The sequence below is a fragment of the Gilliamella sp. Occ4-3 genome (assembly GCF_001690675.1).
In the GTDB taxonomy this organism is placed as follows: domain Bacteria; phylum Pseudomonadota; class Gammaproteobacteria; order Enterobacterales; family Orbaceae; genus Gilliamella; species Gilliamella bombi.
Map to the genome: position 1 here is coordinate 1 of NZ_LZHR01000012.1, position 26,893 is coordinate 26,893.

At 36.9% G+C, this 26,893-nt stretch carries 35 protein-coding genes, 1 tRNA gene and 2 pseudogenes; 8 read left to right on the forward strand and 30 right to left on the reverse strand.

What is annotated here, in order from left to right:
- Positions 1 to 101 precede the first annotated feature (101 nt).
- A complete protein-coding gene (gene argH / locus A9G44_RS00900) occupies positions 102 to 1,475 on the forward strand; it encodes an argininosuccinate lyase (RefSeq protein WP_065608883.1) in 1,374 nt (457 codons plus the stop codon).
- A gap of 160 nt (positions 1,476 to 1,635) precedes the next feature.
- Entirely contained in the window at positions 1,636 to 2,721 is a 1,086-nt protein-coding gene (gene serC, locus A9G44_RS00905) for a 3-phosphoserine/phosphohydroxythreonine transaminase (protein WP_065608884.1), read from the forward strand.
- Between the two features lie 76 nt (positions 2,722 to 2,797).
- Here the strand turns inward: serC and A9G44_RS00910 are convergent, their stop codons facing one another.
- The gene (locus A9G44_RS00910; RefSeq protein WP_065606320.1) at positions 2,798 to 3,157 is read right to left on the reverse strand and encodes a DUF4156 domain-containing protein; all 360 of its coding nucleotides are present in this window, start codon (positions 3,155 to 3,157) and stop codon (positions 2,798 to 2,800) included.
- A gap of 216 nt (positions 3,158 to 3,373) precedes the next feature.
- Here A9G44_RS00910 and A9G44_RS00915 point away from each other — a divergent pair.
- Positions 3,374 to 3,450, forward strand: a tRNA-Ile gene (locus A9G44_RS00915).
- Positions 3,451 to 3,602: 152 nt separating this feature from the next.
- Here the strand turns inward: A9G44_RS00915 and A9G44_RS13900 are convergent.
- From A9G44_RS13900 to A9G44_RS01035, 27 genes and pseudogenes are all read right to left on the reverse strand, one after another.
- Positions 3,603 to 3,824, reverse strand: coding sequence for an ogr/Delta-like zinc finger family protein (locus tag A9G44_RS13900; RefSeq protein WP_081298210.1), 222 nt, complete (start codon positions 3,822 to 3,824; stop codon positions 3,603 to 3,605).
- Between the two features lie 64 nt (positions 3,825 to 3,888).
- Positions 3,889 to 4,962, reverse strand: a complete 1,074-nt coding sequence (locus A9G44_RS00920; protein ID WP_065608885.1) for a phage late control D family protein — start codon at positions 4,960 to 4,962, stop codon at positions 3,889 to 3,891.
- The gene (locus A9G44_RS00925; protein ID WP_065608886.1) at positions 4,959 to 5,375 is read right to left on the reverse strand and encodes a phage tail protein; all 417 of its coding nucleotides are present in this window, start codon (positions 5,373 to 5,375) and stop codon (positions 4,959 to 4,961) included. The genes A9G44_RS00920 and A9G44_RS00925 overlap by 4 nt, the downstream gene beginning before the upstream one ends.
- 1 nt (position 5,376) lies before the next feature.
- Entirely contained in the window at positions 5,377 to 8,304 is a 2,928-nt protein-coding gene (locus A9G44_RS00930) for a phage tail tape measure protein (RefSeq protein ID WP_065608887.1), read from the reverse strand.
- Positions 8,297 to 8,416 (reverse strand): GpE family phage tail protein, encoded by a 120-nt coding sequence (locus tag A9G44_RS13000; RefSeq protein ID WP_081298211.1) that lies wholly within the window; start codon positions 8,414 to 8,416, stop codon positions 8,297 to 8,299. The genes A9G44_RS00930 and A9G44_RS13000 overlap by 8 nt, the downstream gene beginning before the upstream one ends.
- Positions 8,417 to 8,424: 8 nt before the next feature.
- A complete protein-coding gene (locus A9G44_RS00935; RefSeq protein WP_065608888.1) occupies positions 8,425 to 8,724 on the reverse strand; it encodes a phage tail assembly protein in 300 nt (99 codons plus the stop codon).
- A gap of 68 nt (positions 8,725 to 8,792) precedes the next feature.
- Entirely contained in the window at positions 8,793 to 9,305 is a 513-nt protein-coding gene (locus tag A9G44_RS00940; RefSeq protein ID WP_065608889.1) for a phage major tail tube protein, read from the reverse strand.
- Between the two features lie 15 nt (positions 9,306 to 9,320).
- Positions 9,321 to 10,496, reverse strand: a complete 1,176-nt coding sequence (locus A9G44_RS00945) for a phage tail sheath protein (protein ID WP_065608890.1) — start codon at positions 10,494 to 10,496, stop codon at positions 9,321 to 9,323.
- A 152-nt stretch (positions 10,497 to 10,648) separates the two neighbouring features.
- Positions 10,649 to 11,041, reverse strand: a complete 393-nt coding sequence (locus tag A9G44_RS00950) for a tail fiber assembly protein (protein ID WP_065608891.1) — start codon at positions 11,039 to 11,041, stop codon at positions 10,649 to 10,651.
- Between the two features lie 2 nt (positions 11,042 to 11,043).
- The gene (locus A9G44_RS13905; RefSeq protein ID WP_442902919.1) at positions 11,044 to 11,373 is read right to left on the reverse strand and encodes a gp53-like domain-containing protein; all 330 of its coding nucleotides are present in this window, start codon (positions 11,371 to 11,373) and stop codon (positions 11,044 to 11,046) included.
- 177 nt (positions 11,374 to 11,550) lie between these two features.
- Positions 11,551 to 12,009, reverse strand: a pseudogene (locus A9G44_RS13910) (phage tail protein); the annotation flags it as partial.
- A gap of 83 nt (positions 12,010 to 12,092) precedes the next feature.
- Positions 12,093 to 12,691 (reverse strand): annotated as a pseudogene (locus tag A9G44_RS13915) (phage tail protein I); the annotation flags it as partial.
- Positions 12,681 to 13,592: a baseplate J/gp47 family protein gene (locus A9G44_RS00970; RefSeq protein WP_065608894.1), complete on the reverse strand. Its 912-nt coding sequence runs from the start codon at positions 13,590 to 13,592 to the stop codon at positions 12,681 to 12,683. The gene A9G44_RS00970 and the pseudogene A9G44_RS13915, both read right to left, overlap by 11 nt.
- Positions 13,580 to 13,933, reverse strand: coding sequence for a GPW/gp25 family protein (locus A9G44_RS00975; protein WP_065590159.1), 354 nt, complete (start codon positions 13,931 to 13,933; stop codon positions 13,580 to 13,582). The genes A9G44_RS00970 and A9G44_RS00975 overlap by 13 nt, the downstream gene beginning before the upstream one ends.
- Complete coding sequence (locus A9G44_RS00980; RefSeq protein ID WP_065608895.1) at positions 13,930 to 14,571, reverse strand: phage baseplate assembly protein V; 642 nt, start codon at positions 14,569 to 14,571, stop codon at positions 13,930 to 13,932. The genes A9G44_RS00975 and A9G44_RS00980 overlap by 4 nt, the downstream gene beginning before the upstream one ends.
- Before the next feature lie 60 nt (positions 14,572 to 14,631).
- Positions 14,632 to 15,093: a phage virion morphogenesis protein gene (locus A9G44_RS00985; RefSeq protein WP_065608896.1), complete on the reverse strand. Its 462-nt coding sequence runs from the start codon at positions 15,091 to 15,093 to the stop codon at positions 14,632 to 14,634.
- Positions 15,078 to 15,524, reverse strand: a complete 447-nt coding sequence (locus A9G44_RS00990) for a phage tail protein (protein ID WP_065608897.1) — start codon at positions 15,522 to 15,524, stop codon at positions 15,078 to 15,080. The genes A9G44_RS00985 and A9G44_RS00990 overlap by 16 nt, the downstream gene beginning before the upstream one ends.
- Entirely contained in the window at positions 15,511 to 15,732 is a 222-nt protein-coding gene (gene lysC / locus A9G44_RS13625) for an Rz1-like lysis system protein LysC (protein WP_218837497.1), read from the reverse strand. The genes A9G44_RS00990 and lysC overlap by 14 nt, the downstream gene beginning before the upstream one ends.
- On the reverse strand, positions 15,632 to 16,078 hold the full coding sequence (locus A9G44_RS00995; RefSeq protein ID WP_065608898.1) for a hypothetical protein: 447 nt from the start codon (positions 16,076 to 16,078) through the stop codon (positions 15,632 to 15,634). Before A9G44_RS00995 ends, lysC begins: the two co-directional genes overlap by 101 nt.
- Positions 16,056 to 16,643, reverse strand: a complete 588-nt coding sequence (locus tag A9G44_RS01000; RefSeq protein ID WP_065608899.1) for an N-acetylmuramidase family protein — start codon at positions 16,641 to 16,643, stop codon at positions 16,056 to 16,058. The genes A9G44_RS00995 and A9G44_RS01000 overlap by 23 nt, the downstream gene beginning before the upstream one ends.
- On the reverse strand, positions 16,643 to 16,933 hold the full coding sequence (locus tag A9G44_RS01005) for a phage holin family protein (RefSeq protein WP_065579641.1): 291 nt from the start codon (positions 16,931 to 16,933) through the stop codon (positions 16,643 to 16,645). Before A9G44_RS01005 ends, A9G44_RS01000 begins: the two co-directional genes overlap by 1 nt.
- The gene (locus A9G44_RS01010; protein ID WP_065608900.1) at positions 16,930 to 17,307 is read right to left on the reverse strand and encodes a putative holin; all 378 of its coding nucleotides are present in this window, start codon (positions 17,305 to 17,307) and stop codon (positions 16,930 to 16,932) included. The genes A9G44_RS01005 and A9G44_RS01010 overlap by 4 nt, the downstream gene beginning before the upstream one ends.
- Positions 17,308 to 17,311: 4 nt before the next feature.
- Positions 17,312 to 17,515, reverse strand: a complete 204-nt coding sequence (locus A9G44_RS01015) for a tail protein X (protein WP_065608901.1) — start codon at positions 17,513 to 17,515, stop codon at positions 17,312 to 17,314.
- Positions 17,515 to 17,985, reverse strand: a complete 471-nt coding sequence (locus tag A9G44_RS01020) for a head completion/stabilization protein (RefSeq protein ID WP_065608902.1) — start codon at positions 17,983 to 17,985, stop codon at positions 17,515 to 17,517. Before A9G44_RS01020 ends, A9G44_RS01015 begins: the two co-directional genes overlap by 1 nt.
- Before the next feature lie 93 nt (positions 17,986 to 18,078).
- Positions 18,079 to 18,726 carry a phage terminase small subunit gene (gpM, locus tag A9G44_RS01025; RefSeq protein WP_065608903.1) on the reverse strand — a complete coding sequence of 216 codons (648 nt, stop codon included), beginning with the start codon at positions 18,724 to 18,726 and terminating at the stop codon, positions 18,079 to 18,081.
- An 11-nt stretch (positions 18,727 to 18,737) separates the two neighbouring features.
- Positions 18,738 to 19,748, reverse strand: a complete 1,011-nt coding sequence (locus tag A9G44_RS01030) for a phage major capsid protein, P2 family (protein WP_065608904.1) — start codon at positions 19,746 to 19,748, stop codon at positions 18,738 to 18,740.
- A gap of 62 nt (positions 19,749 to 19,810) precedes the next feature.
- A complete protein-coding gene (locus A9G44_RS01035) occupies positions 19,811 to 20,650 on the reverse strand; it encodes a GPO family capsid scaffolding protein (RefSeq protein WP_065608905.1) in 840 nt (279 codons plus the stop codon).
- Positions 20,651 to 20,801: 151 nt separating this feature from the next.
- Here A9G44_RS01035 and A9G44_RS01040 point away from each other — a divergent pair, with 151 nt between their 5' ends.
- From A9G44_RS01040 to A9G44_RS01060, 5 genes are all read left to right on the forward strand, one after another.
- Positions 20,802 to 22,583 carry a terminase large subunit domain-containing protein gene (locus A9G44_RS01040; protein ID WP_065608906.1) on the forward strand — a complete coding sequence of 594 codons (1,782 nt, stop codon included), beginning with the start codon at positions 20,802 to 20,804 and terminating at the stop codon, positions 22,581 to 22,583.
- 2 nt (positions 22,584 to 22,585) lie between these two features.
- Positions 22,586 to 23,572 (forward strand): phage portal protein, encoded by a 987-nt coding sequence (locus tag A9G44_RS01045; RefSeq protein WP_065608907.1) that lies wholly within the window; start codon positions 22,586 to 22,588, stop codon positions 23,570 to 23,572.
- Positions 23,573 to 23,658: 86 nt separating this feature from the next.
- Positions 23,659 to 23,835 (forward strand): type II toxin-antitoxin system HicA family toxin, encoded by a 177-nt coding sequence (locus tag A9G44_RS01050; RefSeq protein WP_065590171.1) that lies wholly within the window; start codon positions 23,659 to 23,661, stop codon positions 23,833 to 23,835.
- 42 nt (positions 23,836 to 23,877) lie between these two features.
- Positions 23,878 to 24,291, forward strand: a complete 414-nt coding sequence (locus tag A9G44_RS01055; protein WP_034945528.1) for a type II toxin-antitoxin system HicB family antitoxin — start codon at positions 23,878 to 23,880, stop codon at positions 24,289 to 24,291.
- Positions 24,292 to 24,775: 484 nt separating this feature from the next.
- On the forward strand, positions 24,776 to 25,534 hold the full coding sequence (locus tag A9G44_RS01060; protein ID WP_065608908.1) for a hypothetical protein: 759 nt from the start codon (positions 24,776 to 24,778) through the stop codon (positions 25,532 to 25,534).
- Between the two features lie 113 nt (positions 25,535 to 25,647).
- Here the strand turns inward: A9G44_RS01060 and A9G44_RS01065 are convergent, their stop codons facing one another.
- Both A9G44_RS01065 and A9G44_RS13395 read right to left on the reverse strand, forming a co-directional pair.
- Positions 25,648 to 25,845: a hypothetical protein gene (locus A9G44_RS01065; protein WP_065608909.1), complete on the reverse strand. Its 198-nt coding sequence runs from the start codon at positions 25,843 to 25,845 to the stop codon at positions 25,648 to 25,650.
- A gap of 506 nt (positions 25,846 to 26,351) precedes the next feature.
- Positions 26,352 to 26,893, reverse strand: a 542-nt coding sequence (locus A9G44_RS13395; RefSeq protein WP_065608910.1) for a DUF4875 domain-containing protein, incomplete at its 5' end; no start/stop codon positions are given.

Genomic DNA, 26,893 nt, shown 5'->3' on the forward strand with positions numbered 1-26,893 from the left:
TAAATTTAATTTTATTATAAAAATAAATATATAAAACGAAAATTGAAATTGTACAGCTAATCATTAAGATAACATTTATTTAAGATAATATTGAGGTAATTATGGCATTATGGGGTGGGCGTTTTAGCCAAGAAGCAGATGAACGATTTAAGCATTTTAATGATTCATTACGCTTTGATTATCGTCTTGCAGAGCAAGATATCATTGGCTCAATTGCTTGGTCAAAAGCATTGGTAACGGTTAACGTTATATCTTATGATGAACAAAAAAAATTAGAAAAAGCCTTAAATGAATTGTTGCTATTGGTTAAACAAGATCCTAACCAAATTTTACAAAGTGATGCCGAAGACATACACAGTTGGGTTGAACAAAAACTGATTGAAAAAATTGGCGACTTAGGTAAAAAATTACACACAGGACGAAGCCGTAATGACCAATCAACAACCGACTTAAAATTATGGTGTAAAGACCAAATTCCTCATTTAATTAATACGATAAATCACTTACGCCAATTACTAGTTACAAACGCTGAACAGCACCAAAAAGCCATTATGCCTGGTTACACCCACTTGCAACGAGCACAACCAATTACATTTGCGCATTGGTGCTTGGCTTATTTTGAAATGCTAAGTCGTGATGTCAGCCGTTTAGAAGATACATTGCAACGTTTAGATGTTAGTCCATTAGGCTCAGGTGCATTAGCCGGAACTGCCTATCCAATGGATCGTGAACAATTAGCGCATTGGTTAGGATTTGCTCAAGCAACTAATAATAGTTTGGACTCGGTGTCTGATCGTGATCACATTCTTGAACTATTAAATAATGCTTCAATAGGTATGGTACACCTATCGCGTTTTGCTGAAGATCTTATTATTTTCAATAGTGGTGAAGCCAATTTTGTTGAACTATCAGATCGAGTGACTTCAGGATCTTCACTCATGCCACAAAAAAAGAATCCAGATGCATTAGAACTGATTCGTGGCAAAATAGGGCGGGTTGCAGGTGCATTAACAGGAGCCTTAATGACCTTCAAAGGTTTACCGCTTGCTTATAATAAAGATTTACAAGAAGACAAAGAGCATCTATTTGACGCACTTGATACTTGGCAAGAATGCTTAGATATGTCCACACTAGTACTAGAGGATATTAAAATTAACTACACAAATTGCCAAGAAGCTGCCAAACAAGGTTATTCTAATGCAACTGAACTGGCTGATTATTTAGTAGCTAAAGGCATACCGTTCCGTGAGGCACACCACATTGTTGGTGAAGCAGTTGTTGATGCTATTGCAAAGCAAAAAGCGCTCGAAGAACTTTCGCTTGAAGAACTACAAAAATTTAGCCCAGTTATTGATAATGATGTTTATCCAATATTATCGTTAGAATCATGCCTAGCTAAACGATGTGCCAAAGGTGGGGTTTCACCACAACAGGTAAAATCAGCGATTGAAGTTGCCAAGCAACAACTATTATAAACAGCTATATTAATCTAATAACAACTATACCTGTATTATCTGGTATTTTTATACTGAAACACATAGTTACCTGAAACTTTTTAACAAAAAATATGATTGTATATCTGTTCATACAGTGTAAAAATAGAATTCTTTTTTGAATGGATTAAAGTGAAGCATAATGAGTAAAAGTTATAATTTTAGTGCAGGTCCAGCAAAATTGCCTGCTGAAGTATTAAAACAAGTTCAAACTGAATTATTAAATTGGCATAATACTGGCGCATCAGTCATGGAATTAAGCCATAGAGGTAAAGATTTTGACGCTTGTGCTATTGAGGCCACCAACGACCTACGAGAAATCTTAAACATTCCAAACAATTACAAAATTCTTTATTGCCAAGGTGGTGCCAGAGCACAATTTGCTGCAGTTCCATTAAATATTTTAGGAAATAAAACCAGTGCCGACTATATTAACAGTGGTTATTGGAGCCAATGCGCAATCAAAGAAGCCAGCAAATATTGCCAAGTGAATGAACAAAATGTTGTTATCAAACAAAACGGACTAACGGCTGTTAAATCTATGTCAGAATGGCAATTAAATGACAATGCTGCCTATGTACACTATTGTCCAAACGAAACAATTGATGGCGTTCAAATCTTTGAAGAACCCAACTTTGGTGATAAAACCGTTGTAGCTGACTTATCATCGTGTATATTATCGCAACCTATTGACATAAACCGATATGGCATAATTTATGCGGGTGCTCAAAAAAATATTGGTCCATCAGGTATTACCATTATCATTGTGCGAGAAGATCTAATTGGCCATGCAAAAAAAATGTTACCATCAGTACTAGATTATAAAATCTTAATGGACAACGATTCAATGTTTAACACTCCACCTACATTTGCATGGTATTTGTCGGGGCTAGTGTTTAAATGGATAAAAAGTCTTGGTGGACTAAAAGCAATGCAGCAACGAAATCAAGCTAAAGCACAATTACTATATCAATTTATCGATCAATCTGATTTTTATCGAAATAATGTTGCAGTAGCTAATCGGTCAATTATGAATGTTACCTTCTTATCACCGAATGAAGAGTTGGATAAAAAATTTGTAAGCGAAGCAACTCAAGCTAACATTATTGGCATTAAAGGTCACCGAATTGCAGGAGGTATGCGAGCATCAATTTATAACGCTATGGATCAAGAAGGCATCAATTATTTAATTGATTTTATGCAGCGATTTGAAAAACAAAATAGCTAAATTAACTCAAAATATTACAAGTTATTACTATCAGCAAAAAGGGAAGGAAAAACTTCCCTTTTTCATTTAATCAGCATTATTTACAGCTATAAACCTCACCAACCATAACCGCATCTGTTGGTGCAATATCAGAAATATATTGCATTGAAGTATCCTGTGCATTATAAATCACATTACCACCCATTGCAGCAGCTTTATTCATCAGGTCAGAAGCCGCATCACGAATAAGCTCACTATGTGTTTTAAGACCAGAAAAAAAACTACTACGACGCCCCTCTGCTTTACCTAATAACTGACAAGAAGCAGCTGGTTTAGTATCAATAAACCGGACTTGACTACCGGCAGAAGTAGTTTGATAGTTAGAACTACTACAAGCACCTAAAAGTAAAGTCGCAACCATCGTAACACCAATGAATAATAATTTTTTTATAGACATAATATTTCCTCAACCAATAAAACAACAATCAATAATAAACTAAATTATTGTAGCAGTTTAATTAAACAAAAAATATCAGTAATTAAACTTGTATAAAATCTAATAAATCACAGGACAATAAATAATCAAACCGACCTATTTTATTAATTAACTATAGCAAATTCGATTTAACTCTATTATAATCGCAACCCTACTAACTAAGTAGCACATCCAAATGGCCCCTTAGCTCAGTTGGTCAGAGCAGTCGACTCATAATCGATTGGTCACTGGTTCAAGTCCAGTAGGGGCCACCATTCTAAATCAATATAATCAAAAGCTTACATTAAAAAATTACATTATAAAAATCAGTAAACTTTATTAAGTGGCGGTAAAATGGCGGTTAGTTTTTTATGTTAGTTACAGAAAATTGATTGGGTCGTATTTTATAATACAACCCATTTAAGCTTTATCTTGTATGTAGTTGGTAGTGGTTTTTTGGTGAAATAGGTATCTTTACTGTTGGATCAGGGCAAGCGCTGGGCACTATCGTTTCTGAGACAGATTGCAATACCGTAAATGAGTGACAGCAGTAAACATTTGTGCATTGTCGATATTGCTTGCGAGTTAGTTCGCTTAGTTCTTGGCTAGTTCGGATTACGGTTTTGGCTTTACAGTGTGGGCATTTCATCGATATTTTACCTCTTTTTTTAATTTTTAGTTAATTTTATATTAACTAAAAATTAAATCCAGTATTATTCATTTTCCTCTTTAGGTTTTTCGTCATCTTCTAATTTAATTTCGAGTTCAACATAAGTGGTATAACCGCTGTTTGTGTCTAAGCTGTGCGTGCAACGGGTTATTGTCCATAGTGTTGAGTCGATTTCCTTTTTAAATCCTTCGACTGAAGCGGGCATTTCTGGGTAAATGTCAGGGCGTCCTTCGGCAAGGGTGATGCTAAATTGTGATGCACCACGTTGTAATTTGTACCATTCATTACGAGCCGCTCGGTAGGCGTTTTGTTTTGATGCGTATGTGTGCCGTAATATTTTTACGTTTCCATCGGCACCGACTAGCACGCCATTTTCATCTTTGCTTGTTTGGTTGTTTTTGTTTTTTGTTTTTCGAGTCGCTTTGGTTTGCTGCTTTTTTTGTTGGCGGTAGTCAATCCAATAAGCTTTTACACCCGTGTAAGCATTTCTATCGGCAATAGCAAAGCGGTGCTGGTCACCAAGTTTGCGGGTGATTGTTGTTGTCGGGATGTCTTGACCATTTACTGTTTTTGCCAATCCTTTTTTGAAAATAATCAGCATGCCATTTTTTAATGTTACAGCGGCATTAAAATCGTTGTATAGGCGTGTTAAAAATGAAGCATCAGATTCGTTGGTTTGGTCTATATGGGCAATGTGTTCATGCTCTATACTTTTATCTATCCTGTATAGCAGATTGTGCCGTTTTGCGATTTCTTCGGTTATTGCCCCAAGTGTTGTATCGGAGTAGCTTTTTTCGCGTTTTTCGTTTAGTGAGTCACGCAAATTGGCGCTTTTGCCACGAATTGATAGTACGTCTGGCGTTCCGGAGTGCTCACATTCGTCAATAGTGAAGATGTTTTGTAAAATGACGTTATCATTAACCCAGCCTAGTGATACGCTAATTTGAACTCCTCGCTTTGGTAGTTCAAGTTTGCCGTCGCTATCGTCTAATTCAATAGATATGGTGTCAGCATCTAACCCTCGATTATCAGTAATCTGCATCGAGATAAGACGTTTATCAAAGTTAGATGTAATATCTTTATCATTAATTGTAATTGTGTAGGTTGGTTGTTTCATATCATCCCTATAATATCCGCGAAAGGTAACCAGTCTGGCGGATCAACTTTTGTTAGTGATATAGTGAATTCAATTTTGCGTGGCGCACCATCTTTAAAAAATTCTGTTTTTGTTTTTTTTAAGTTGGTCATAACGAAAAAACCAAGTGGTATGCCGGTACCTTCGATTAATGGCCATGAGTAACCAAGGTCGGCCATTCTTTCTAAAACTGCTAAACTTAATCTACCCCCTGTTAATTCTGGATACAATACGCCAGACAAGGTTATTGTTTCGTTATCACGACCAATAAATTGTAATGCTGAACGTTGATTTACCCGTGAATTAGCTGGGAAACGCCAATCTTTGTTTTCTTCTGCAGTCTGATAGGGTATTGTTTTTAAGCTGAAAACAAATAAGCCATAACACATCATCATATTAATCGATATCCCTTAAACTTGATCGGTAGCGTGCTGATTGATTGCGTTCACGTCGTTCTATCTCTTTAGCTACACGACGTGCCAATTCTTTTTCATTCATGCCAGGTGCGGCATTTATTGTTATGTAATATTGTGATATCCCTGAGCTACCCGTACCCCTAATAGGGTGGCGATTATCTACGACAACACCGCTTGAAAGTTGCGAACCTGTAGTTATTATGCTGTTTGCGAGTTGGCCAACACTTTGTATTGCGTCATTTTGATTTCGTTCAATACCGTTAACATACCCATCAACTGTGTGTCCTCCAAATTTTGCAAACAAACGAGAAGGGGAGTGAATGTCTAATGTGTTTTTAAATCGGTTGCCAATGTTTTTTCCAAGCTGGCTCATTGAGCGGAACGCATCGCTTTGGTTATGTTCAATGCCATGTATATAACCGTCAATTGTATAACCGCCAAATTTTGCAAACAAACGAGAAGGGGAGTGAATATCTAAAGTGCTTTTAAACCAGTTGCCAATGTTATTACCGAGATTGGACACTGTTTTTTTTGTTTCATCCCATTTGTTGTTTATTCCTTGAATTAGTCCGTTGGAAATATCAGATCCAATTCTTGAAAATTTATTAAATAGGCCATTTTCGCCTGTGAATATTTCTTCAACCTTTTTTGCTAAATCACGAATTTTTTTCGGCATTGACAGTAATTCTCTAATTGTATTTACAATTATTTCATGTAGCTTTTTAAACGGCCAAATTAATAATTTAATTGCAGTTCCTATGGTGTTGCCAAAAGATTTACCCGCTTCTTTTGTTTTTTGAAACTCTTCTTTTGTTAATTCTACGGGTTTAAATAGATCACAAAACCAATTTATTAAGACGCTTATTTTTTCTCCAAGCCATTTAAATCCATCTCCGATTGTTGTAACAAACGGTTCAAGATATGAAAATTCTTCAACTACGGGTGATAATGATTCTTTTAATCCTTCCCAAAATCCAATAAAGAAAGCTTTAATTGGTTCCCAGTACTTACGAATCACTAAGGCCGCAATAACAATAACAGCAATTATTGCCGTAATTGCTAATCCGATTGGGTTTAATAAAAAAGCGCGACCAACAGAAGTAAATATGAATCCTAAACCCTTAAAAGCAGCTCCAAAGGTTTTTATCGGTGACCCCGCTATTGCAAGTAAAGCACGTCCAAGCGCTTTCAATCCACCGCTAGCTATGTTTGTTTTAGTGAAGAAACCACCCAGAGACAACCCTAATCGTGATAATATAAATCGGGTCATCAACATTGGACCAAATATACTCATTATCATTATTGCAAATGCACCAAATGCCGTAGTAATTGTTGCTAGCCCCGCACCAATAACAACCAATGCTTTACTTACCGCTGGATGTTTTTTGAGAAACTCACCAAAACCATGTAATAAATTAGTTAGACCTTGAACAGCTTTACGTAGCCAGTCATTATTTTTTTCGAATAGTTCAACGCTGATATTTTCGAATGCGGCGTGTAGCATTGTCATATCACCAGCTAAATTGTCGAGTTTGGTTTTTGCAACTCTGGCTGCTTCTCCATCATATTCCCCTTGCTCTCCACGCATTTTTTTCAAAAAGCCTGTCGATGCTTGAGTTAGCAAAACTTCAAATCCAGTTAAACCAATTTGCCCTGCAATTTGTTTATTTATTTGGGCTCGTTGTACATTGCCCATGTGTTTGGTGGCTTCAGATATTTCTGACATGATATCAATAACATCACGCATATTGCCGTTTTTATCTGCAACTTTAACGCCCAGTTTTGCTACTGCATTTGATGTACCAAGCCGTACTAAAATCTGACGTAATGTTGTACCAGCTTGGCTTCCTTGAATACCTGCATTACCCATTACAGCGGTCAGCGTTGCAATAGTTTCTAAGCTTTGGCCAAAGCTAGCGCCAACACCCGCACTATATTTTAGAGATTCACCTAGCATAGGAATATCAACATTATTGCGAGTGAACATGGCCGTTAGAACATCAGCAACATGATCCATTTTTTCTGCAGGTAATCCCATTGCCATTTGAATGTTTGATGCAATATCTGCAGTGGTACCAAGATCAACATCGCCTGCGGCGGATAGATTCAGCATGCCAGGCATTGCTTTTAATATTTGATCTGGATTATATCCCGTTCTACCTAAAAAATATTGTCCTTGCGCTACTTCGCTATCGGTAAATTTAGAGACTAATGGCAATTCTCGTGCTTGTTTTCGTAGTGTTAACATACGAGGATCGTTTTTGTCATCAATTCTTGTTACTGCTTGGGTTGCACTCATGCTAGCGTCAAATTCGTATCCGACATGTAACAGATTTTTCATACCTCTGGCTACTGTTTTCCCGGTCGATAGGGCACCATAGCCAACTCCACCAAGTACCGCCATGCGTTGCATGCCTATATCGTATTTTGAGCGAATTTGGCTTATTTTTTGTTGACGTATGTTTAATTGTTTTAATCGCTCTGATTGCTGCCCAATGCTTTGATTGACGCTTGTTATTTGGTTTTTTAATGTAATTTGATGTTGTGTTAAATTTTTAGTGCTAATTCCAGATTGGTGTAACTCTGCACGCAATGGTGTTAATTTATCTTTTAATTTTTTTGTTTCTGCGGTTGCCTTATTAAATTCACGTTGTAACGCCTTTGTCGGTGTCGTAGTGTTTTTAAGTTCAATCGCTAATGACTTAGCTTTATTTTTTGCCTCTTCAAACTGTTTTCTTAACTGAACAAAGCCATCAACATTTTTTTGAGTGTTGTTAAGTTTGTTTAATTGATTACGAGTGTCTTTTAATTGTTGAGCCAGCTCCTTAGCCCCACCCATAACATTGCGAAGCGGCCGACTTGTTTTATCTATGCCGTTTAATGTAATTTTTAATTGTAAATCATTCATCAGATGCGCCGCTTCTTAGGCGAGCTTGTTCTCGCCATTCCATTAGTTCAGATAGGGTAAATTCATACATAGCAGACGGTTGCCAATGAAAAATTGAAGCAATATCTGCCATTGCATCGTCTACTCTGGCTGGGATTCCGTTGTTGCACTGTTCGATGTCTCTGACAAAAAACTAGCAATCACTTTTGTTATTTCGGAAAGGTCAATTAAATCCAAATTGAAAACTTCATGTTCAGCAATTGCTGGAGTTGCAATACGTGGTAGTACTTTTGCTAGTGAATCAATATCTAGTTCGATAAAATCGACCAATTTTACTCCACGAAGGTCACCCGTTAAAGGTTTGCGTATTGTTAATTCAGTAATAGTTGTTTTACCAGATTGTAAACCTGATTCTAATTTAACTTGTTGTGTGTTTTGCATAACTTTTACCCTCATAATAATTTTATTGATAATTGTGATAGCCCTTGCGGGCTATGTTTGTTGATTGATTAAATTCCGATTGCGTGGCGAGCCTGCTTTAATCGGTCTTTCCCGCCAATTTTGTCAATCATATTGATAAAATCAATTTCGGCGCTTTCTTCGTTGTCGATAACTTCTTTATAGTAGATGCAGTGTGTGGTAATCTTTGTTGAGTTGCTCTCACCTTGTTTGAGTTCACCGCGATCTTGTTCTTTGTGGCGACCTGTCATAATGATTTCGACTTTAGTGAAATCTTCACTATCATCTTTTTGATAAGCACCGGCAAAGCGTAATTTGACACCATTTAATAATCCGCCGTGTTGTTTTAATACTTCGTAGGCAAGGCCGCCAATTGACCATTCTACAACTAAAGCGTCATCGTCATAGCCAAGGTCAATAGGGGCTGAACCAGGCATACCACCACCGCGGAAATTTTCAAGCTTGCGAGTTAATTTCGGCGGTGTGAATGATTCAACCTGACCGATGTAAGAAGTGCCGTTAACATAAACGTTAAAGTATTTGAGTTTTTTAGGTAAAGCCATTTAGTTGATCTCCACTTAATTAGCTGCTACTGAATTAGCCAGATCGACCAAATACTTGTCAGTAATGCGCTGGCGTAACATAAGGTTTTCTAATGGTGGTACTGGGGTGTAGTCATAATCGATATATAACTTACCCGCTTTTAGAATATCTGGCGTGTTCGCTTCAGGATCAAACCATGCTTTGCCATCAACAATGTAACCGTTCGATTTTAATTCACGGAATTTATTGTTAATGGACTCAATCAAATCTTTGATTAGTGAGGCATGCATTGGCGCATCCACTAAGGCAAATTGTGCTTCAGCAATGGTGTCGGCCAATACTTGTGCTGTGCGTGTGTAGTTTTCAAACGCAAATAAGCTATCTGCTGAGCAAGTGCGAGATCCCCAGAAGCGGTAACCTTGATTACAAATAAGCGTAGTGACTTCATGTTCGTTTAAGTAGTTGGAATCAGAGCTTTCTTCTTGCAAATCCCAAAAAACATCATGAGAAATTCCCGTAACACCGTTAACGGTGACATTTGATAATGTTTTATGCCAGCCGACCTGTTGGTCGATTTTGGCACGTAAGCCAATAGCCCGAGCTGTTGCGGCCAATGTGACGTTTTGTTTTTGTGTTGTATCAAACCCAATAAAGTTCGGCCAAATTACCATAGCTTCACGGGCGCCAAGTTGATTGCGGTAAAGTACTGCATCTTCTTTGGTTTTTGCTCCGTAAGCTGATAAGTAGCAAAATGCACGCAATTTTTGTGCTATTGATATTAATGCGGTTGCAACTGGTAACGAATCGTAACCCGGTACAGCCAAAATACGTGGCTTAACTTTAAGTTGGGTTTGTGCTGAAAGCAGGGCTTTCATGCCAGTATATTTGCCGTCGTTTGTTGTTGTACCAATGATATTTGCCGTTGTGTCGGCTTCTGTTGCACCAGTTTCAACACGGACAGCAACAATAACGGGTGAACACTGATCCGCAATGGCTTCAAGCGTTGGTTTTAGTGTGCCTTGTGAACCCGCTTTACCAATTACAGAGTTAACATTGGTAATTAAAATCGGTGTGTTAAGTGGAAAATGATTAGCGTCCGCATCATCGCTGGTACACACAATGCCAATGACAGCCGTTGATACTGTTCTGATTGCTCGTGCACCTTCATTAATTTCGATAACTCGGACGCCGTGATGGTAATCGTTGGCCATAAGATCTCCGTAGCAGTTTACATATGTAATTTTGTAAAATAAATGTACGGAGATAGTTGCACATTAAAAAAAATGGTGTTAGTTGTTCAGGTTGTAGATTTTGTTTTTACAAGTTTATATGAATATATAAACAGAATGAGCCTGAGAATGGCTTACTCTGGCATATCAGGAAATACAACGTTAATATCTGATAAATCAATTCTATCAACATTAATTGTAAACAATTCGAGTTGTTCCAATAATTTTTTTTCAGCATTTGTGGCTATATTGTATTTAATAGCACGCTGTAATAATTTTATTTGAGCATTGGCGTTATTAATCAACTCTTGTTTCTTTAAAGCATTTATTAATTGTATTTCTTCGGCAGTTAAAGTTCGCTCAATAGCAACAGGATACCCGTTATTAGGATGTATCTCTAAACCTTCAGACTGTTTTTGTAACAACTCTGCGTGCAACTTACTACTGATTTCTATTGAATCTTCTGGTATTTTATTAATATTTGAATCATAAAAAGCATTTGTTTTTGCATTATAAAAAATAGTCATTATTAATATCCTATAGCAATAAATGAAAAGTCACCTGGTGACCCAGATAAGCCGTTGTTACTAATACAGCGGGAAATAACACGTAATGTTGAATTAGTTGATAGTTTTCTTGAGTATCCATACGAATATGCACTACCGGCAATCCATGCATTTGCATTAGCTTCAGTTAAAATTGCCGATAAAAACTTGTTTGGGAATGAAATTGGAAATCTCACATCAATTATTCCCGCGGAATTTGTTGCAGATGCCCCCCATTGAATTATTATTCCATTTGGTAATTTTTGATAACCGCTTCCATTGAATAATACATCGAAATCAGAAAGAACAATCATGGTGGATTGATTGAATTCGGGTCGATTTTCAAAGTTAATTTTAGCATTCACATTATAAATATTTTCATTTTTAGTTGCAGGCAATGCATTAATATCATCAGCATTTAATGTAATATCTGTATTTAATTGTTTGTTATTCACTTTGCGGATTTCTGGTACTTTTGTTGTAATCAAACTATCAACATATTCACGAGTAGCCAATACAACGGAGGGGTCGATTTTTAGTGCTACAGAATCAATATCATCAACAACAATAATCATTCTGATAACTTGGGTTCTACCACTACCTTCGGCAAGTTTTGGCTTATAGGTTGATGGGCAGTTACCTACAGCTATTAAATTGCCTTTATCATCATACAGGCCGATTTCATGAATAAACCAACCGCCCTCATTTTCGGGTATCACTTGTTCAGCAATAATTTGATTAGGATTGTTTTTATCCACTGATAGAGAATTTAAGGATGCTCGGCGGACTTCGTTAACCAGTGCGGTTTGCGTGGCGATAGGTTTTGGTATCGAACCATTACCATCACCAACTGCCATGCTGGTTAATTTTAGCGGAATCCCTAACGCGGTTGCATTAGCTAATAGTTCTGCTCCCAATTTTGTTAATATTGTATAGTATGTTTGGCTCATGGTTTTATTCTCATTGTGTCGATAAAATGTATAGCCACACTTGAGTGGCGCTTAGATAAAGTAGATATCGTAGCTGTAATATAGGGATAAACATTAAGTGTATTAATACAATGAATTGTTGCACCTAAATGGCGTTTTGTTGTTGTATGGATGGTTTGAGTAATATACGGGTAGATACTCAATGTATTACCGTCGTAACTGCTGGCACCCATAGCTGTGTTACCGCTTGTTACTAGTTGTAGTGATAAACCTGATAGATGCCTTGAAACGGGTTTAATATCATCAATAAGTCGACTCAACTCTTGATAGGATTCATCAGTAATACCTTTGTCTGATATGCCAATTTCAATTGCAAATGTGCCAGGTGTATTGTTGTTTTGCCACCATTCAATAATATTTATCAAATAGCCGAAAGGTTCAACCGCACGGCGGATGGCTTCTTTCGTGCCTTTTAACTTGTGAATTTCAAACGCTTCGGCAATAACTTTGCGTTTTGTTCTGGCCAGTTTTCATCCCAGCGATCAACACTATATTGCCAAGCTAAATAGGGTAATAGTTCGAATGGGCAAGTTTTTGGGTCCCAAAGTGAACGTAAATGAATAGGTGGATCACAAATCATAGCTTGTGATAGATTTTTTTCAAGTTGAGTGGCAGATGGTGGTAATAGCGTCCTATTCGTCATAACCGGCAACCTCAACGTGATAATTTGTGCAATAACTGGCTTGTTCTCGATTGATTAATATATCTTGTGCAGGTTGTAGTAATTCGACACGTTGAACACCAGCAACATGTAATGCTGAAATTATTGCACTGCGATTAATTCTACGTCCAATGCGGTGTTTTTCGGTTATATAATCTTGCAAATTTTTGGTAGCCGCTTTTTTGATGGGTTCCGATTCGGGACCCGGATATAAATAAAGCTTGGCTTTTATTTCATACTCAATCAGGGTGACTGATTTAACCGTGACACGATCGGCAATAGGGCGACGATTGTCTTGATTGACAGCATCGGCAACAATACGAATAAGATCGCTACTGGCTATACCATTATTCTCACGAGATAGAATGGCGAGAGTTACGCAAGCAGGTGCGGGGCTTTCGGCGGCGGCATCTAATACACGACCGTCAGCACTGCGAGCATAAAACTCATAAGCGCCACGAGGACCCGCAACGGATAAACCTTCAAATGCGGCTTGAATTCGCATTCTAAAATCGCTATCTGATTCTTTTATTTCGGGGATTGATGGCGTGACTGTATTATCTTCGTGCTGAATGATTAAGCGATAAATATGAAAGTTAGCCCCTAGATTATCTAAGTCATTGCCTTTAGCGTGGGCAATCATTAATGCGTGCGATGCTTCGTTTATACGCTGGCGTATAATTAACTCATAATAAGTGCTTTCTTGTAGTAGTTTAACGATTGGCTCACTTTCATATTGCAATGTTTTTGCCACTTCATTTTGTTGTTCTGCTGGATATAGTGATATAAACTTTTCTTTACGTTGAGCAAATAAAGCTTCAAAGTCTAGTGACTCGATAATATCCGGTGCAGGTAGTTTTGATAAATCAGTTAACGTGGCCATGTTGCGATCTCTATATCACTGGTAAAAGTTTGATTAGGTTTGTCTGTCCGTGAGCCTGTTAATTGCATTATCAGTTTTTCTTTATCGGCAAAAACGTCTACAGCATCTAGTTTTATACGTGGTTCCCACTGATTTAATGCCATGACTGTCGCTGAAATGACACGCAATCTGGTTGCTTCGGTGTTTGGGTTGTCTAAAAGCAAAAATAAAAATGAACCATAATCACGGCGTTCAACTCGTGAGCCTATCGGTGTTGTTAAAATATCTTTAACTGATTGATTAATGTGATCCATATCAGTAATAGTTCGACCGTTCTGGCAATTCATTCCGATATAACTCATTTTTGAGGTCCCCCAGTTAGATCGCCACCAGCTTTGACTCCATTATGTTTATGCGTATCAAGTACAACCCCGTTTGATGACAATTTGCCTTGCTGATGAATTACGTTTCCGGTTAATACACCCGTATTACCGCTAGCGCTGCCACCTGTTGCGCTAAATGATTTAAATGTCACATGATCACTACATTCAACAAGTGGTGTATCAAGGTGGATTTTGGTACCAGCTTTAGCGGTGATTTGTTCACTTGCTTCAATAACTGCAGTTTTTATGCCTTTTATTGTTAAACTGCTGTTTTTCGGTTCATATTCAAATGTTGCACCGTCTGGAAATGTTGCTAAATAAGCATCTTCTGAAGTTGATGGCGCAGGGTTATCATTACAATAAAGGCTTGGTAATACGCAACCAAGTTCAAGATTACCATTAGGGCTTAAAATAAATACTTGTTCACCAATAGAAGGGCGCCACCACGATCGGCTTTTACCTGCACGGTGAGTAAACCATGGTAACCAGGCAGTAACCAATTTGCCAGAACGCACTTTTACCCGATCGCCTTTAGTTTGACAAACAACGCCTTGGCGGATCAGGTTTTCAATTTTTCGTAATATATCGACTAGGTCGGCAGGGTGATAATTTTGCATAGCGTTATCATTATTATTTATAGGTAAACAATAAAGTTTATCGACTTGTAAAATCGATTTTTACAACTTACTGGCTAAGTGGGCGATAGTAATTTGCTCAATCGTGTTATAGTCGTGTTGATTGAATCCGAGCAACTTTCTGGACGGATATTTAATTGTCCAATCATCTTTTTTATTTACTCGTGCACGTAATCCGTAATGATGAATGTGGGTTATACGAGATACCGAATTAATAAATTTTACGGTAGCGCAGTTGCTGTTTGCTGATATGCGTAGATATTTAGTTGTTCGTAGCTTGGTAAACATTTTACGGCGAATCTTTCCCGTTTTTTTTCGGAATGCTTGAGGTCTTTTAGGTTCGAAAGATGTGCCATCTGGTTGCCTTTGTGCTGTAATGCGTTTGCGGTTGCTTTCTCGTAATTTTTGGGCAATTTCACGAGCCAACTTGGTGCGATTACTGTTATTTAGCTGAGTGAGTATGCCGTTTGCATACTCATGTAATTTATTTAACTCGTCGGCCATATTTCATTAACCCAATCAGGACGCATATCAATGGGAAGTTCGTCGGTAACGTGTTTGTATTCAAGCCCATTCGAACCTTTTTTAACAATGACTCGCTCAGTTAATTTAAGTTCAATACTGATATCGGCTGTATTATTGTTTAATTGCTCAATCTCAAATTTAATGGCGCCTTTTCTTAATTCAGGGTTTGCCATAAATTCTTGTTGATTGATATACATCCAGCTAATTATCGGCACAATCAGATAGTCAATTGGCTGTTCATAATCAGTAATGATCAGGTTTACTTTATACTCATATTCAAAACTAAGACTTTTTGCGGCCGTTGCTGTTATGTCACCATCATCAACAAATATATGTAATTTATCGGGATTGGTTTTGATAAACAAATTGTTGTCTTCAAGTACTTTTCGAAGCTGGTTAATTTTTTTCATGCTGATCCTGTTGGCATTGATAAATCATTTCAACTTGAACCGCACATTGATGCCATGCTGTTAAGATGGTTTGATTATCGTCAATTAATGAACGATTTTGCCTTAAATTATTCATGGGAAGATAACAAGGCGTTACGGCTGGACAGCCAGTTTTGATAATCTTCACTTCTTTTGATTTCTGGCCGTGTGTACAACCGTTTAATAACATCAGGCAAATCAGTATCAGACCACATGCGTAATTGTTTATTTTCATTGATAAGTTGCTCCAACTGTTGTTGATATTGACGATTTAACGTATCAACTGCTTGCAGTTGATTTTTTTGTTCTATCAGTTTTTGTTCATTTGCTTGATACTGATCGCTAAGTTCAAGTAATTCATTATTTTTATAATCAATGATTTCGATTAACGCTTGCTTATCATTTTTTAGTTGTAGATTACTAGCTTGTAATTGTTTGTTTTTAGTGCTTAATAGTTGATCTCGTAAATAGCCAAACGACAAACAAAGTAGCAATAGTAACCACGGTAACAATTTACTTTTTAATAGATTTTGCATAATTTTCGTATGCCTCTTTAAGTTTTGAGTCATAGCTATTTTTTTTATAAGCTGGACCGTTGTAGAGTTTTGCAAACATTGAAAAATCTTTATCTTTCATTGCTTGTAATAGCTTGCAATTCGATTTATGAGCAACAAAACGGTAAAACGCATCTAATTGCATATCTTCGCTTTCTGTCATCTGTTGTTCAAATTGCTGAGCTGATTCATAGCCAAGTAGTTGCCAGTGGAACCCCATAATCTGAAATAAGCCCCAGCTAGCACTTTCAATTGCTGAATCAATATCAATTTGTTTGGCAAGCGTTAGCCGATAGTTTTCACGAGCACCACCTAAATAACCACCAGCGGTAGGGTTGATTAAATCTGGATAAGTATTTGTTAATTTTTCTACATCAAAGCCATGCTTTTTAAGCTGACGGTAAAAGATATGCCTTTCAAATAGAATCACAGGCAAACCGTTTTTAATGCCTGATGAGCGAGCCTCAATTTTGGTTACCGCTTGCACCATAGCCAGCTCAACTTCTAGCTTATTAGCCACATTTTGCAATTGTTCAGTTGTTATCATTATTTATTTAACCTCTTATGATGCTGATGTTGATTTGGAGAACGGCAAAGCGTGCCAATGTTGCCTTTGCTTTTTAAAAAGCAGATCAGCAGTGCTATATTCATAACTACCTGAGCGCAGTAAGCACGGCTTAATAAACCGAAAGATGAGAATAAAAATACTGATGCACTTGATGTAATCATTAGCCATGCTAGCCAGCTATATTTGGCTTTGTATTGGCAATTTTCACGATCAAAGGTAAATAATCGAATAGCAATTAATAAACAAAGAAAAGCGTTAAGGGTTATCATGGTTTTCCCCCTTTAAATTTATCCAATAAATCAGATGGATCATCAAACTTTTTAATTAACCAAAGAAGTAGTTTGACACTTACCGCCGAGGCGACTAGTGCACCAAGCCCAAGCGGTACTTTTGTTTGAATATTTGACGGGAAAAAAGGGATCAATAGATATAATGTTATTTCGGCTAGTAACATTCCTATCGCAAAAGATATAAAAAATAGAATAATACGCCGAAGTACTGAGATGTGTTCTTCACTAATCACCAGTAAAATTGATCCACAAAGCGCACCTAAAATAATGCCGTTTTCGATATTTGGATAAATCATTGATATTGAAAACGCACTAATAACCGCCGTAAATGTTGTTGTAGTTGGCTCTGTCATTCCATTAATCCCATAAGTTTAATCGTTTTTTTTCTGGCTCTGGCACGGTTTCAGGCACATTTAATGCGGTGCCCATAGGGAGCATTGCCGGTAATTCGCATAGCATTGGGTTGTTTTGATAAATAATTTCAACAATCCCTTTCGTTTTGCCAAAAATTCGATACGCCAATGCGTCAACGGTTTCATTTTGCATTGCATAGACAATCATTAAATCAATTCCATGGTTGATCGTGATTTGCCCAAGATGTCACGAATTGCATAACGTGCATTGCGGTATAAGTTGCCCACGCTTTCGATGTTAGGTTCAATGTCACCTTTGGCTTTTGCGGTTGCATCAAAATTAATATACTGTTCATTCAATAATGCATTTGCCCACGAATAAACCGCATGTTTGTATAAAATTAAATATTTTGATTCACCATTAATTTGTTCGTCATTCAAATTGCTAATTGATGTAATGCCTGCCGCTTGCTTTGTTAGCCGCCAGTTATATAAGTCGTCATTTACTGCAATAATTGCACTGGCAATTGCTGTTTTTAATCGCTCAGTTGTAACGGTGCCATCTAGCCGCTGAGTTTTTCGAACATCATTAACATTAATTGCTGGAAAAAACGAAATATTACTGATTTCGAGATTGTCAGCTTCGTTAGCGCTTGCGATAGCCGTAAAGTCGTTCATAATTTACCTTTGTTGATCGGCGGTGGACAAAAGCGCTAATGTGTAAAATACATTTATTGCTTTTGTGCCGCCGAGGTGTGAGGGTTCACCCAGTTAAGATTCCGCCTTATTTAAGGCCTTTTCTAATTCTTTAATAGCTGTTTTTACGCCTGAACTTTCGTCAAGTTCAAGTGCTCGTTTTAAATAGCCTAAAGCTTGCTCTGGCTGTGTTTCTTTTAACACATAGCCAATAGCTTTATTTAATTTTGCTCTGACCTGATCAAACATATCTTTATCAGCCACTAATTCGGCAAATTTAAGCAAAACATCAGCGTTAACTGTTTGCTTATTGCTAATTTGTGCTAGCGTTGTATTAGCTAATTCTTCGGTAATTAGTGTGGCGGTTTTGCGTTGGTACTCATCGGGTGTAACCCAATTGTGTTTTAATGCATGCTCAGCAAGCGGGTAGGCAAGCTCAAATTGTTTGGTGTCAATCATCCATACCATTAAACGCATAAAAACATCATCTTGCTGAGCATTATCAGACTCAAGCACGCCGTTAATCCAATCCATATATTCGGGAATAAGTTGCTTTTTAAGCTCAATCTTTGCTTCTGTTGATTGAAATTTTTTTAAACGAATACGATCGTTATTTAGCTTGGCTAGCATCATTTCGTAAGCGTTGATTGCTCGCAGGTTGTCTGTATTACGCTCCTTTTGAGCGTAATGTTTTTGTAAAAACTTTTGTGCTGGTGATATCATCTATCTTTCCCTTATCTGACTTCAATATTTTCAATTAAACAACCGGCATCATAACGTTCTACAACAAAGGCTTCGTTGGTAGATTGGAAGTCTTCAATGCGATCACGTTTAGGGTTATCAATAATTTGACGGCGAGCTGTTTCATTTTGAATATAGATAGCTAAATTGTTAAAGGATGTAATTAGCATTGCTCCTTTAGGGAAGTAGGGCACTCGGTATGCTGGTAATTCACCAATTGATTTTTTAGCAAGTAAGATTTGACCTGCTACTTTTTCGGTGTTCTTATCTGCTTCGTTAGCAATAGGGAAGTATTTATCATGAAGTAATCCACGACCACAAATAACAACTAGATCGGTGTCTTCTGAATAAACTGGATCGATTAAGTTTTCAACGGCATCATAGACTAATGCGTCAAGGTTTTTATAGTCACCACCGTTGCTGGCAATAATAATTTTACCTGGTGTTACTGTACCTTCGTTCATTACTCTTTCAGGTGCATCTTCTCGGTAATGTTGTAACCAGCCTTTATTTACATCTTGTAGTAAAGGGTACGTAGTTTTATTGGAAGTTGACGCACGATGGGTGCCATTAAAACCAATCATAATCCGATCTAATGCTTTTTGTTTAATTAGGGCATCACGCAAAAGAGTTTGAAAGTTCTTTTTGTGGCGCCATGCATCCAATTTTGCATAACGGATTGATGTATCGTAGTTGGTTTGTTCACAACGATAACGGAATTGGTTTAGATCTGATATATCTACAGCTTCACGTTCTTGTGCTGTGGTATCGGTTGTGCTGGCTGTTGTGCCAGTTACACCAACGCCAACTTTTTCACCTTCTTGGGCATCAACAAATTCAAAGTTAATTTTACTTAAGAATTCAGATGATTGTTGGGTGCGTTTTTCTAATGTCTGGTTTACCTCTGGATTGACAGCAAAACTTTCACTGGCATCATCAATGCCATTAAGCTGTGCAATGCGGTGTTTAAATCCATTAAATAACTTTCGGGTTTCATTTCTCATTATGGGTTTCCTAATTCGGTTAATCTTATTTGTTTGTTATCGTTGGTTTTAATCGTCTGCTTTTAGCAGTCGGTTTCAATATCCATGGAGCCGCCCGCCGAAATTGGACGTTCTGGCGATTCAGGAAGTTCACTCAATAGCTCGACAAGCTCAGTATTTTGTTTTTTTACTTTGGTAAGTTCGTTGGTTAATTCAACAATTTTGGCATCAAGATTCGTAAAGCGTTCAGTTGTCGCCTTTGCGAACTGTTCGATAATCTCACCAAGTTGTACAAACTTAGTTGAGTCTTTTTCTGATTTACTTTTAAATAAACCCGTTAGACGATCTAACATGGCACTAAAAGCGGTATCGTTTTGGGGATCCACCTCTTCAAAGTCGATCACTGTTTCTTCGGCAACGGTGAAAAGGTTATTTGGTGATTGTTTGCGGCTAGCTAACGGGTTAACGTTTGCTTTTGCACTGAATTCTAAAAATTCGGTACCAAGGCTAGCTGGGTCGTCAGTAACAGCAAGACCAACAAGGTAAGCTTCGCCAGTGTCAGCAAATTCGGCATTAACTTCGATAGAGGTGTAAACTTTTTGTTTAGCTTTATTAAGCTCAATGAGCTCATCAGTTGGTTCAATTTGTGCAAGTAATGCCAGCTTGCCAGCTAATGGACCGGTTTTGATTTCCTCTGCTCGTAATGCTAATACATCGCCATAGCGTTTAAATTGGCTATCAGGTGAATAACCTTTGATATGTTCCAAATTGATACGTGCGCCATAAACATCACGATTATAATTTTCTGCCATTTGCTCGATCCATTCTTTTTGGATCTTACGTCCGTCGGTGGTGGCACCTTCGACAGCAACACGAAACCATTTTGATTTAATTTTTTTTGACTTTTTAACTTCTGTGCCCATTGTTGTAATCCTTAGCTGATTGTTTTGCCTTATGTTGAATTGACAAACAAAAGAGAGCAATTGGGGCAACTTGTAAATTAGAGTTTTACAACCTGAACAAACATAAAAAAACAAAAATCATAGGTAAATTGGCGTTACTAAAGGAGAACACATGGTAAACGTCAATTTATTAGATCATTTAATTAGCGATAATACCGATCCAAGAAAAGCGGCCAGATCGCTGTATTGGGCTGGGTATCGTATTAGCCGTATTTCTGAATTGTTGAATGAAAATATTAATACTATCCATAGCTGGAAACGGCGTGATAAGTGGGATGAATCAACCGTATTGGATAGGGTTAACGGCGTTCTTGAAGCGCAATTAATCCATCTTGTTATCAAGCCAAATAAGGAAGGTAAAGATTTTAAAGAGATTGATTTACTTAGCCGTCAGCTAGAACGTACGGCCAGAATTGAAAAATATCAAAATGGCGGTAATGAAGTTGATTTAAACCCTAATATTGCCAACCGTAATGCCAAGCCGAAGCAAAAGCCTAAAACTAATCTTTTAACTGATGAGCAGATCGAAAAAATTAACGAACTATTTAATGATGGCTTATATGAGCATCAAAAAGTTTGGTACCGAGCTGGGTTACAAAATCGCATTCGTAATATTAATAAATCAAGGCAGATTGGTGCCACTATGTTTTTTGCGCAGGAAGGGGCGGTTGATGCTGTGAATACTGGGCGTAATCAGATATTTTTATCCGCATCAAAATCACAAGCATTTCAATTTCGGCAATATATTATTGATTTTTTCCACGGTATCGATATGGATCTGAAAGGGGAAGTTATCCACTTTCCGCATAATGACGCCCGCCTTTACTTTTTAGGTACCAACTCGAAAACAGCACAAAGTTATCACGGTAATTTATATCTGGATGAATATTTTTGGATTAATAAATTTTTAGAATTGCGTAAAGTTGCTTCGGGTATGTCGAGCCAAAAACGTTGGCGACAAACCTACTTTTCAACGCCTTCTAGTATTAATCACGAAGCGTATAAATTCTGGACTGGCGAGCTATTCAATAAGGGACGTAGAAAAGAGCAACGTATTAATGTTGATATTTCTCATCAAGCTTTAAAAAATGGCAAATTATGTGCTGATGGACAATGGCGGCAGATTGTTACTATTGAAGATGCGGAAAAACTTGGCTTTGATTTATTCGATATTAATCAACTAAAACTAGAATATAGCCCCGATGAGTTCGCTAATTTATTTTTATGTAATTTTATTGATGATTCATCATCAGTTTTTCCGCTATCGAGTTTACAACCGTGTATGGTCGATTCTTGGGATATTTGGGATGATTATAAGCCATTTGCAATGCGCCCACTTGGTGAACGGCCAGTATGGATCGGCTATGACCCGTCACACACAGGGGATAGTGCGGGGTGTGCAGTTGTTTCACCGCCGATGGTTGAAGGTGGTAAATTCCGAGTAATTGAAAAGCATCAATGGACGGGTATGGATTTTGCCACACAAGCCGAAGCCATTCGAAAAATGACCGAACGCTATAACGTCACCTACATCGGTATTGATGCCACGGGATTAGGTGAAGGGGTTTATCAATTAGTTAAACAATTTTATCCTGCTGTAGTGGCATTTAAATATTCAATTGAGATTAAACAAAGGCTAATTTTGAAAATGCAAGATGTGATCAGGCGTCAGCGTTTAGAGTTTGATGCAGGTTGGACAGACTTAGCCCAATCATTTATGGCAATTCGAAAAACATTAACGGCCAGCCAGCGTTATGTAACGTATGTGGCCGATCGTAATGATGAGGTTTCTCATGCCGATATTGCGTGGGCAACCATGCACGCAATTTATAACGAGCCGCTAGAAAGTATTGGCGGAGCTAACAGTAACAGTGGTTTTATGGGAGTATTTTAGTCATGACAGAATTAATACAACAAGATGAAAAAATAGAATGTTTTACGTTCGGCGATCGTGAGCCTTTAGCCGATGCCAAAGACTTATTAAGTTATTTACAATGCACATCGTGTGGCAATTGGTATGAACCGCCAGTTAATTTTGATACTCTGGCCAATACCTTTAGTTCATCGTCATATCATAGCAGCCCGATTTATGTAAAACGAAATATCTTAACTAGTACATTTATTCCGCATAAATATTTATCACGTCAGGCATTTGAGCGAATCGCTAATGATTTTTTAATATTGGGCAACTGCTATTTAGAAAAACGAACAAATATGCTAAAGCAAACCGAGGGGCTAAAACCAACACTGGCAAAATACACACGGCGAGGTGTTGAAAAAAACGAATATTGGTATATTGATAAATATTGGGAAGAACATAAATTTAAAAAAGGTTCGGTTTGGCATATGCTAGCACCGGATATAAACCAAGAAATTTACGGATTACCCGAATATTTAGCCGCCATTAATTCGGTTTGGCTTGATAACTCGGCTACCGTATTCCGTCAACGTTATTATAAAAATGGTTCGCATGCAGGGTTTATTTTATATTTGTCTAATCCATCACATAACGAAAAAGATATTGAAGAATTAAAGAAAGCATTACAAAGCAGTCGAGGACCAGGAAACTTCCGTAATTTGCTAATGTATTCACCAAATGGTAAGCCAGATGGATTAAAACTGATACCCGTTGGAGAAGTGGCCGCTAAAGATAATTTTGCAGACATTAAGTCAGTAAGCCAAGATGATATCTTAACTGCACACCGAGTGCCGCCATCATTAATGGGCATAACACCAAAAAACACGGGTGGATTTGGTGATCCAGAAAAAGCCTCTAAAGTATTTGCTCGTAATGAAATTAAACCGTTGCAAGATAGATTTTTACAGCTAAATGATTGGATGGGTGAGGAGGTAGTTAAATTTAATCCATACCTGCTTGAATAAAAATAAACAAAAATGTTTATTTTTAGATTGAAATAATAAACATTTTTGTTTATTATTTAGCTGTCTTAAAACAGCACGGAGCAATAATGAAACAAAGTGAGTTTTTAAGATGGTTAGTTGCTCAAGGTGTTGAAGTAAAGCAAGGAAGTAATCACCTGAAACTTTATTACAACGGAAAGCAATCAACAATGCCAAGACATCCTAGCAAGGAGTTAAAAAACGGTACAATGATAGCAATCAAAAAGCAACTAAATCTAAAATAACTTAAGCCCTCTTAAGGGGGCTTTTCTTTAAAAGAGGTTATTATGTTTTATCCTGCAAAACTAACTAAAGAAGATGATGGCTATACAGTAACATTTAGGGATATTCCTGAAGCAATTACTTGTGGTGATGATTTGCAAGATGCGTTAGATATGGCTCAAGATGCATTAGTAACAAGTATGGATTTTTATTTTGAAGATCATCGTACCGTTCCATTACCAAGTAAGGCTAAAAAAGGAGAATATTTAATTGAATTACCCGTGAGTATTTTTGCCAAAGTGCTTTTACTTAATGAAATGGTTGAACAGAATATTTCTAACGTCGAGCTAGCAAAACGTATTCACGTAAAACCTCAAGAAGTGCAACGTATTGTTAATTTAGAGCATGCAACAAAAATCGATACGATCAGTAAAGCATTGTCTGCTTTGGGTAAACGTCTTGAATTAAATGTAGCTTGACTTAATCACATAATCAAACAAATGAAAGCTCCGAAAGGGGCTTTTTTTTGTTATTAACATATATATACAATTCAGCTAACTAAATGTAATATTTAAAAATTTAATTTTAACTATAAAGCGCATAGAGAAGCGATTTTTATTCTACACATAGCTGTTCACAGATTTTAAAATCTCTTCACTATGAGCGTTTTAGACGGGTTGTCGTTGATTTTTGATTATGATATAAAGGCTAAAAGTAAAATTGCGATATTTAAACCCCACGCCACCCTCGCACTAAAAATGTGGAAAATTGTGCAAAGTTGCAAATATCACAAAAGAAGCCCTAGTATAAGGGCTTTAGCGATCCGGGTTCCTTTTTAGATCTTTCATTTTCGTGCAGCCTAATCATGCAGTTAAAAAATTACAACTTTATTTATGTAAAAACCAAATTATATGATATAAATTTTATGTTGATTTTAAACACAATTAGCAAGGAGGTAATAAAATGGCACATGCAAACGACAAAAAAATAGAGTTTGAAAGATATTTATTAAATATTGCCGTACCAGTGTTAAAAAAAATATATGGTGATTTCAAGATTGATGAAAGTCAAAAAGATAAACCTGACGCCGCCATTATTCTAAAAAATAATAAAAGAGTTGGCATCGAAATTATAACAGCAGAGCCTGAAGAAGTAAAAAAGAGCTTAAATGGGACAAAGAGTGCTACTAAATTAGCTGCAGAAAAATTTTTTAAAGAGGGTCATAATTCTGTATTGGTAAATAGAGTAGATGTAAATCATAACGAAGAATATATATTAATCGCAGCGAAAAATAAAATAGGAAAATATCAAGCTTATAAATCAACTAATAAATTTGATGAGATAATCTTAATAGTAGCTAGTAATTTCCTAAATACACGTTATGAGTATTTTAAAAAATGCCATATCCCAATTACTCAAAGCAAGCTATATGAAGCAAAATTTCCTTACAATAAGTTAATTTATGTTTACTTTCAAAATAACCCTAAATTTGATGAAGCCATTTTGATTTACGATAAAAATGAAAAATATAATCTTAATCTACCATCAATTAATAACCAAAAATGTAAAGAGATGTCAACACAAGCGATTAGTTTTATAGTAAGAGTTGGTCAGACGGTTAATGTTCATGAAATAGCAGAAAAAAAATCAACTCAAGATGAGGTGAACGAAAAGCGAAAAAAAAGAAAAAACAAAAAACAAAAAACAAAAGAAAAAGAATAAACGGAGATAAGTATTAATTCAGCTTGCCAATTTGACGGCGAACTGAACAAGGTTGGCATTACCGCTCAACGAAACGGCGAGCCTTTCGGCTCCCTTGCCCAGTCCACCTAATTCTATTCAGATTTTTCAATCACCGAATGCAATAAATCCGCAATACAGCAAATTATCACCATAAAATCGGTGGGGGTTGAATGTGCATTGATGCAATTACGGGCAATTGTTTCGGCTTGTTCGATTTTTGCAAAATTATTTAGATGGATGATAACGTTTTCTGATGTGTCGACTGGTGTAATTTGTTTAAAGTTTTTCATGATTAAATTCCTGTAAAAAAGTTTAATCACCTTAAGAGTTTCCACGCTCTTGGAGGTGAACTAAGCAGGTGTGGAAACTGGCTTACAGGAAGACCAGCCAACCTTTCGGCTGACCCACTCAGCCCACCATTGAATAGATGCGACTAAGCTTAACGCATAAAAATACCGCACTGAGCGGTTATGCTCTCTTGAATACGCAAGCTGCTAAACTTGACGCTAGATTTTGCTAACGTATTTTTAATATATATCGATCTTAGTTTCATTGTCAACATGGTATTAATTCCTGTTTTAAGTTAAAACGGTATAGATTCCTGAAAGTTTTTTACAGTCGTTATCAAATTTGGGCTAAAAATCAAACCTAATAAAATTATTTTTAATCGGTTTAGTGAATTGCTAACAATAAGATGCACACCGTTTAACGTGCTATCTAATATATAAAGGATTTAAAGTTTATTCATTCTTTCTAAATTTTGCATTTTCATGTCGTTATGTGTCCGGTAAAAAATTTATTCAACTGGTTCTAAAAATAATGACGGAAAATCAACATTTTTAGCTTTAATTTTAAGCTTTTTAGTAATGTGGCTAATTATTTTCTTCTCATCAGGTAACCCATCTTTATCAAGAAATTTTTTAGAATTAGAATAGAAATCAGCGTTAGCATAATATTCTTTGGCGACTTTTAATTGTTCATCACTTAATTGTTGATCAGTTGAATTTATTTGCCAGATCTTATCATCACACTGTGTTCCTGAATTGCCACAACCATCACTCCAATAAGAAGCTTGTGCTAAATAATAGCCTGTCCCTTTAGCTTCTGGAAAAGGCATTAAGAAAACAGTTACAACTTTAGCTCCTGTTTTTGAAGAATTCTCTGTGGCGGCAAGTTTGGCTGTATCAATTCTTTCTTGTAATGTTTTTGCTTCAGGTGAAACAATAAAAATTTGAACTCTTTTTCTATTTGCAAATGAAGTATCATTTTGCGATACAATTTCATAAGGTTTTACCTCAGCAAAACTAGATGGAATAAAAAATATAGATATTAATAAAC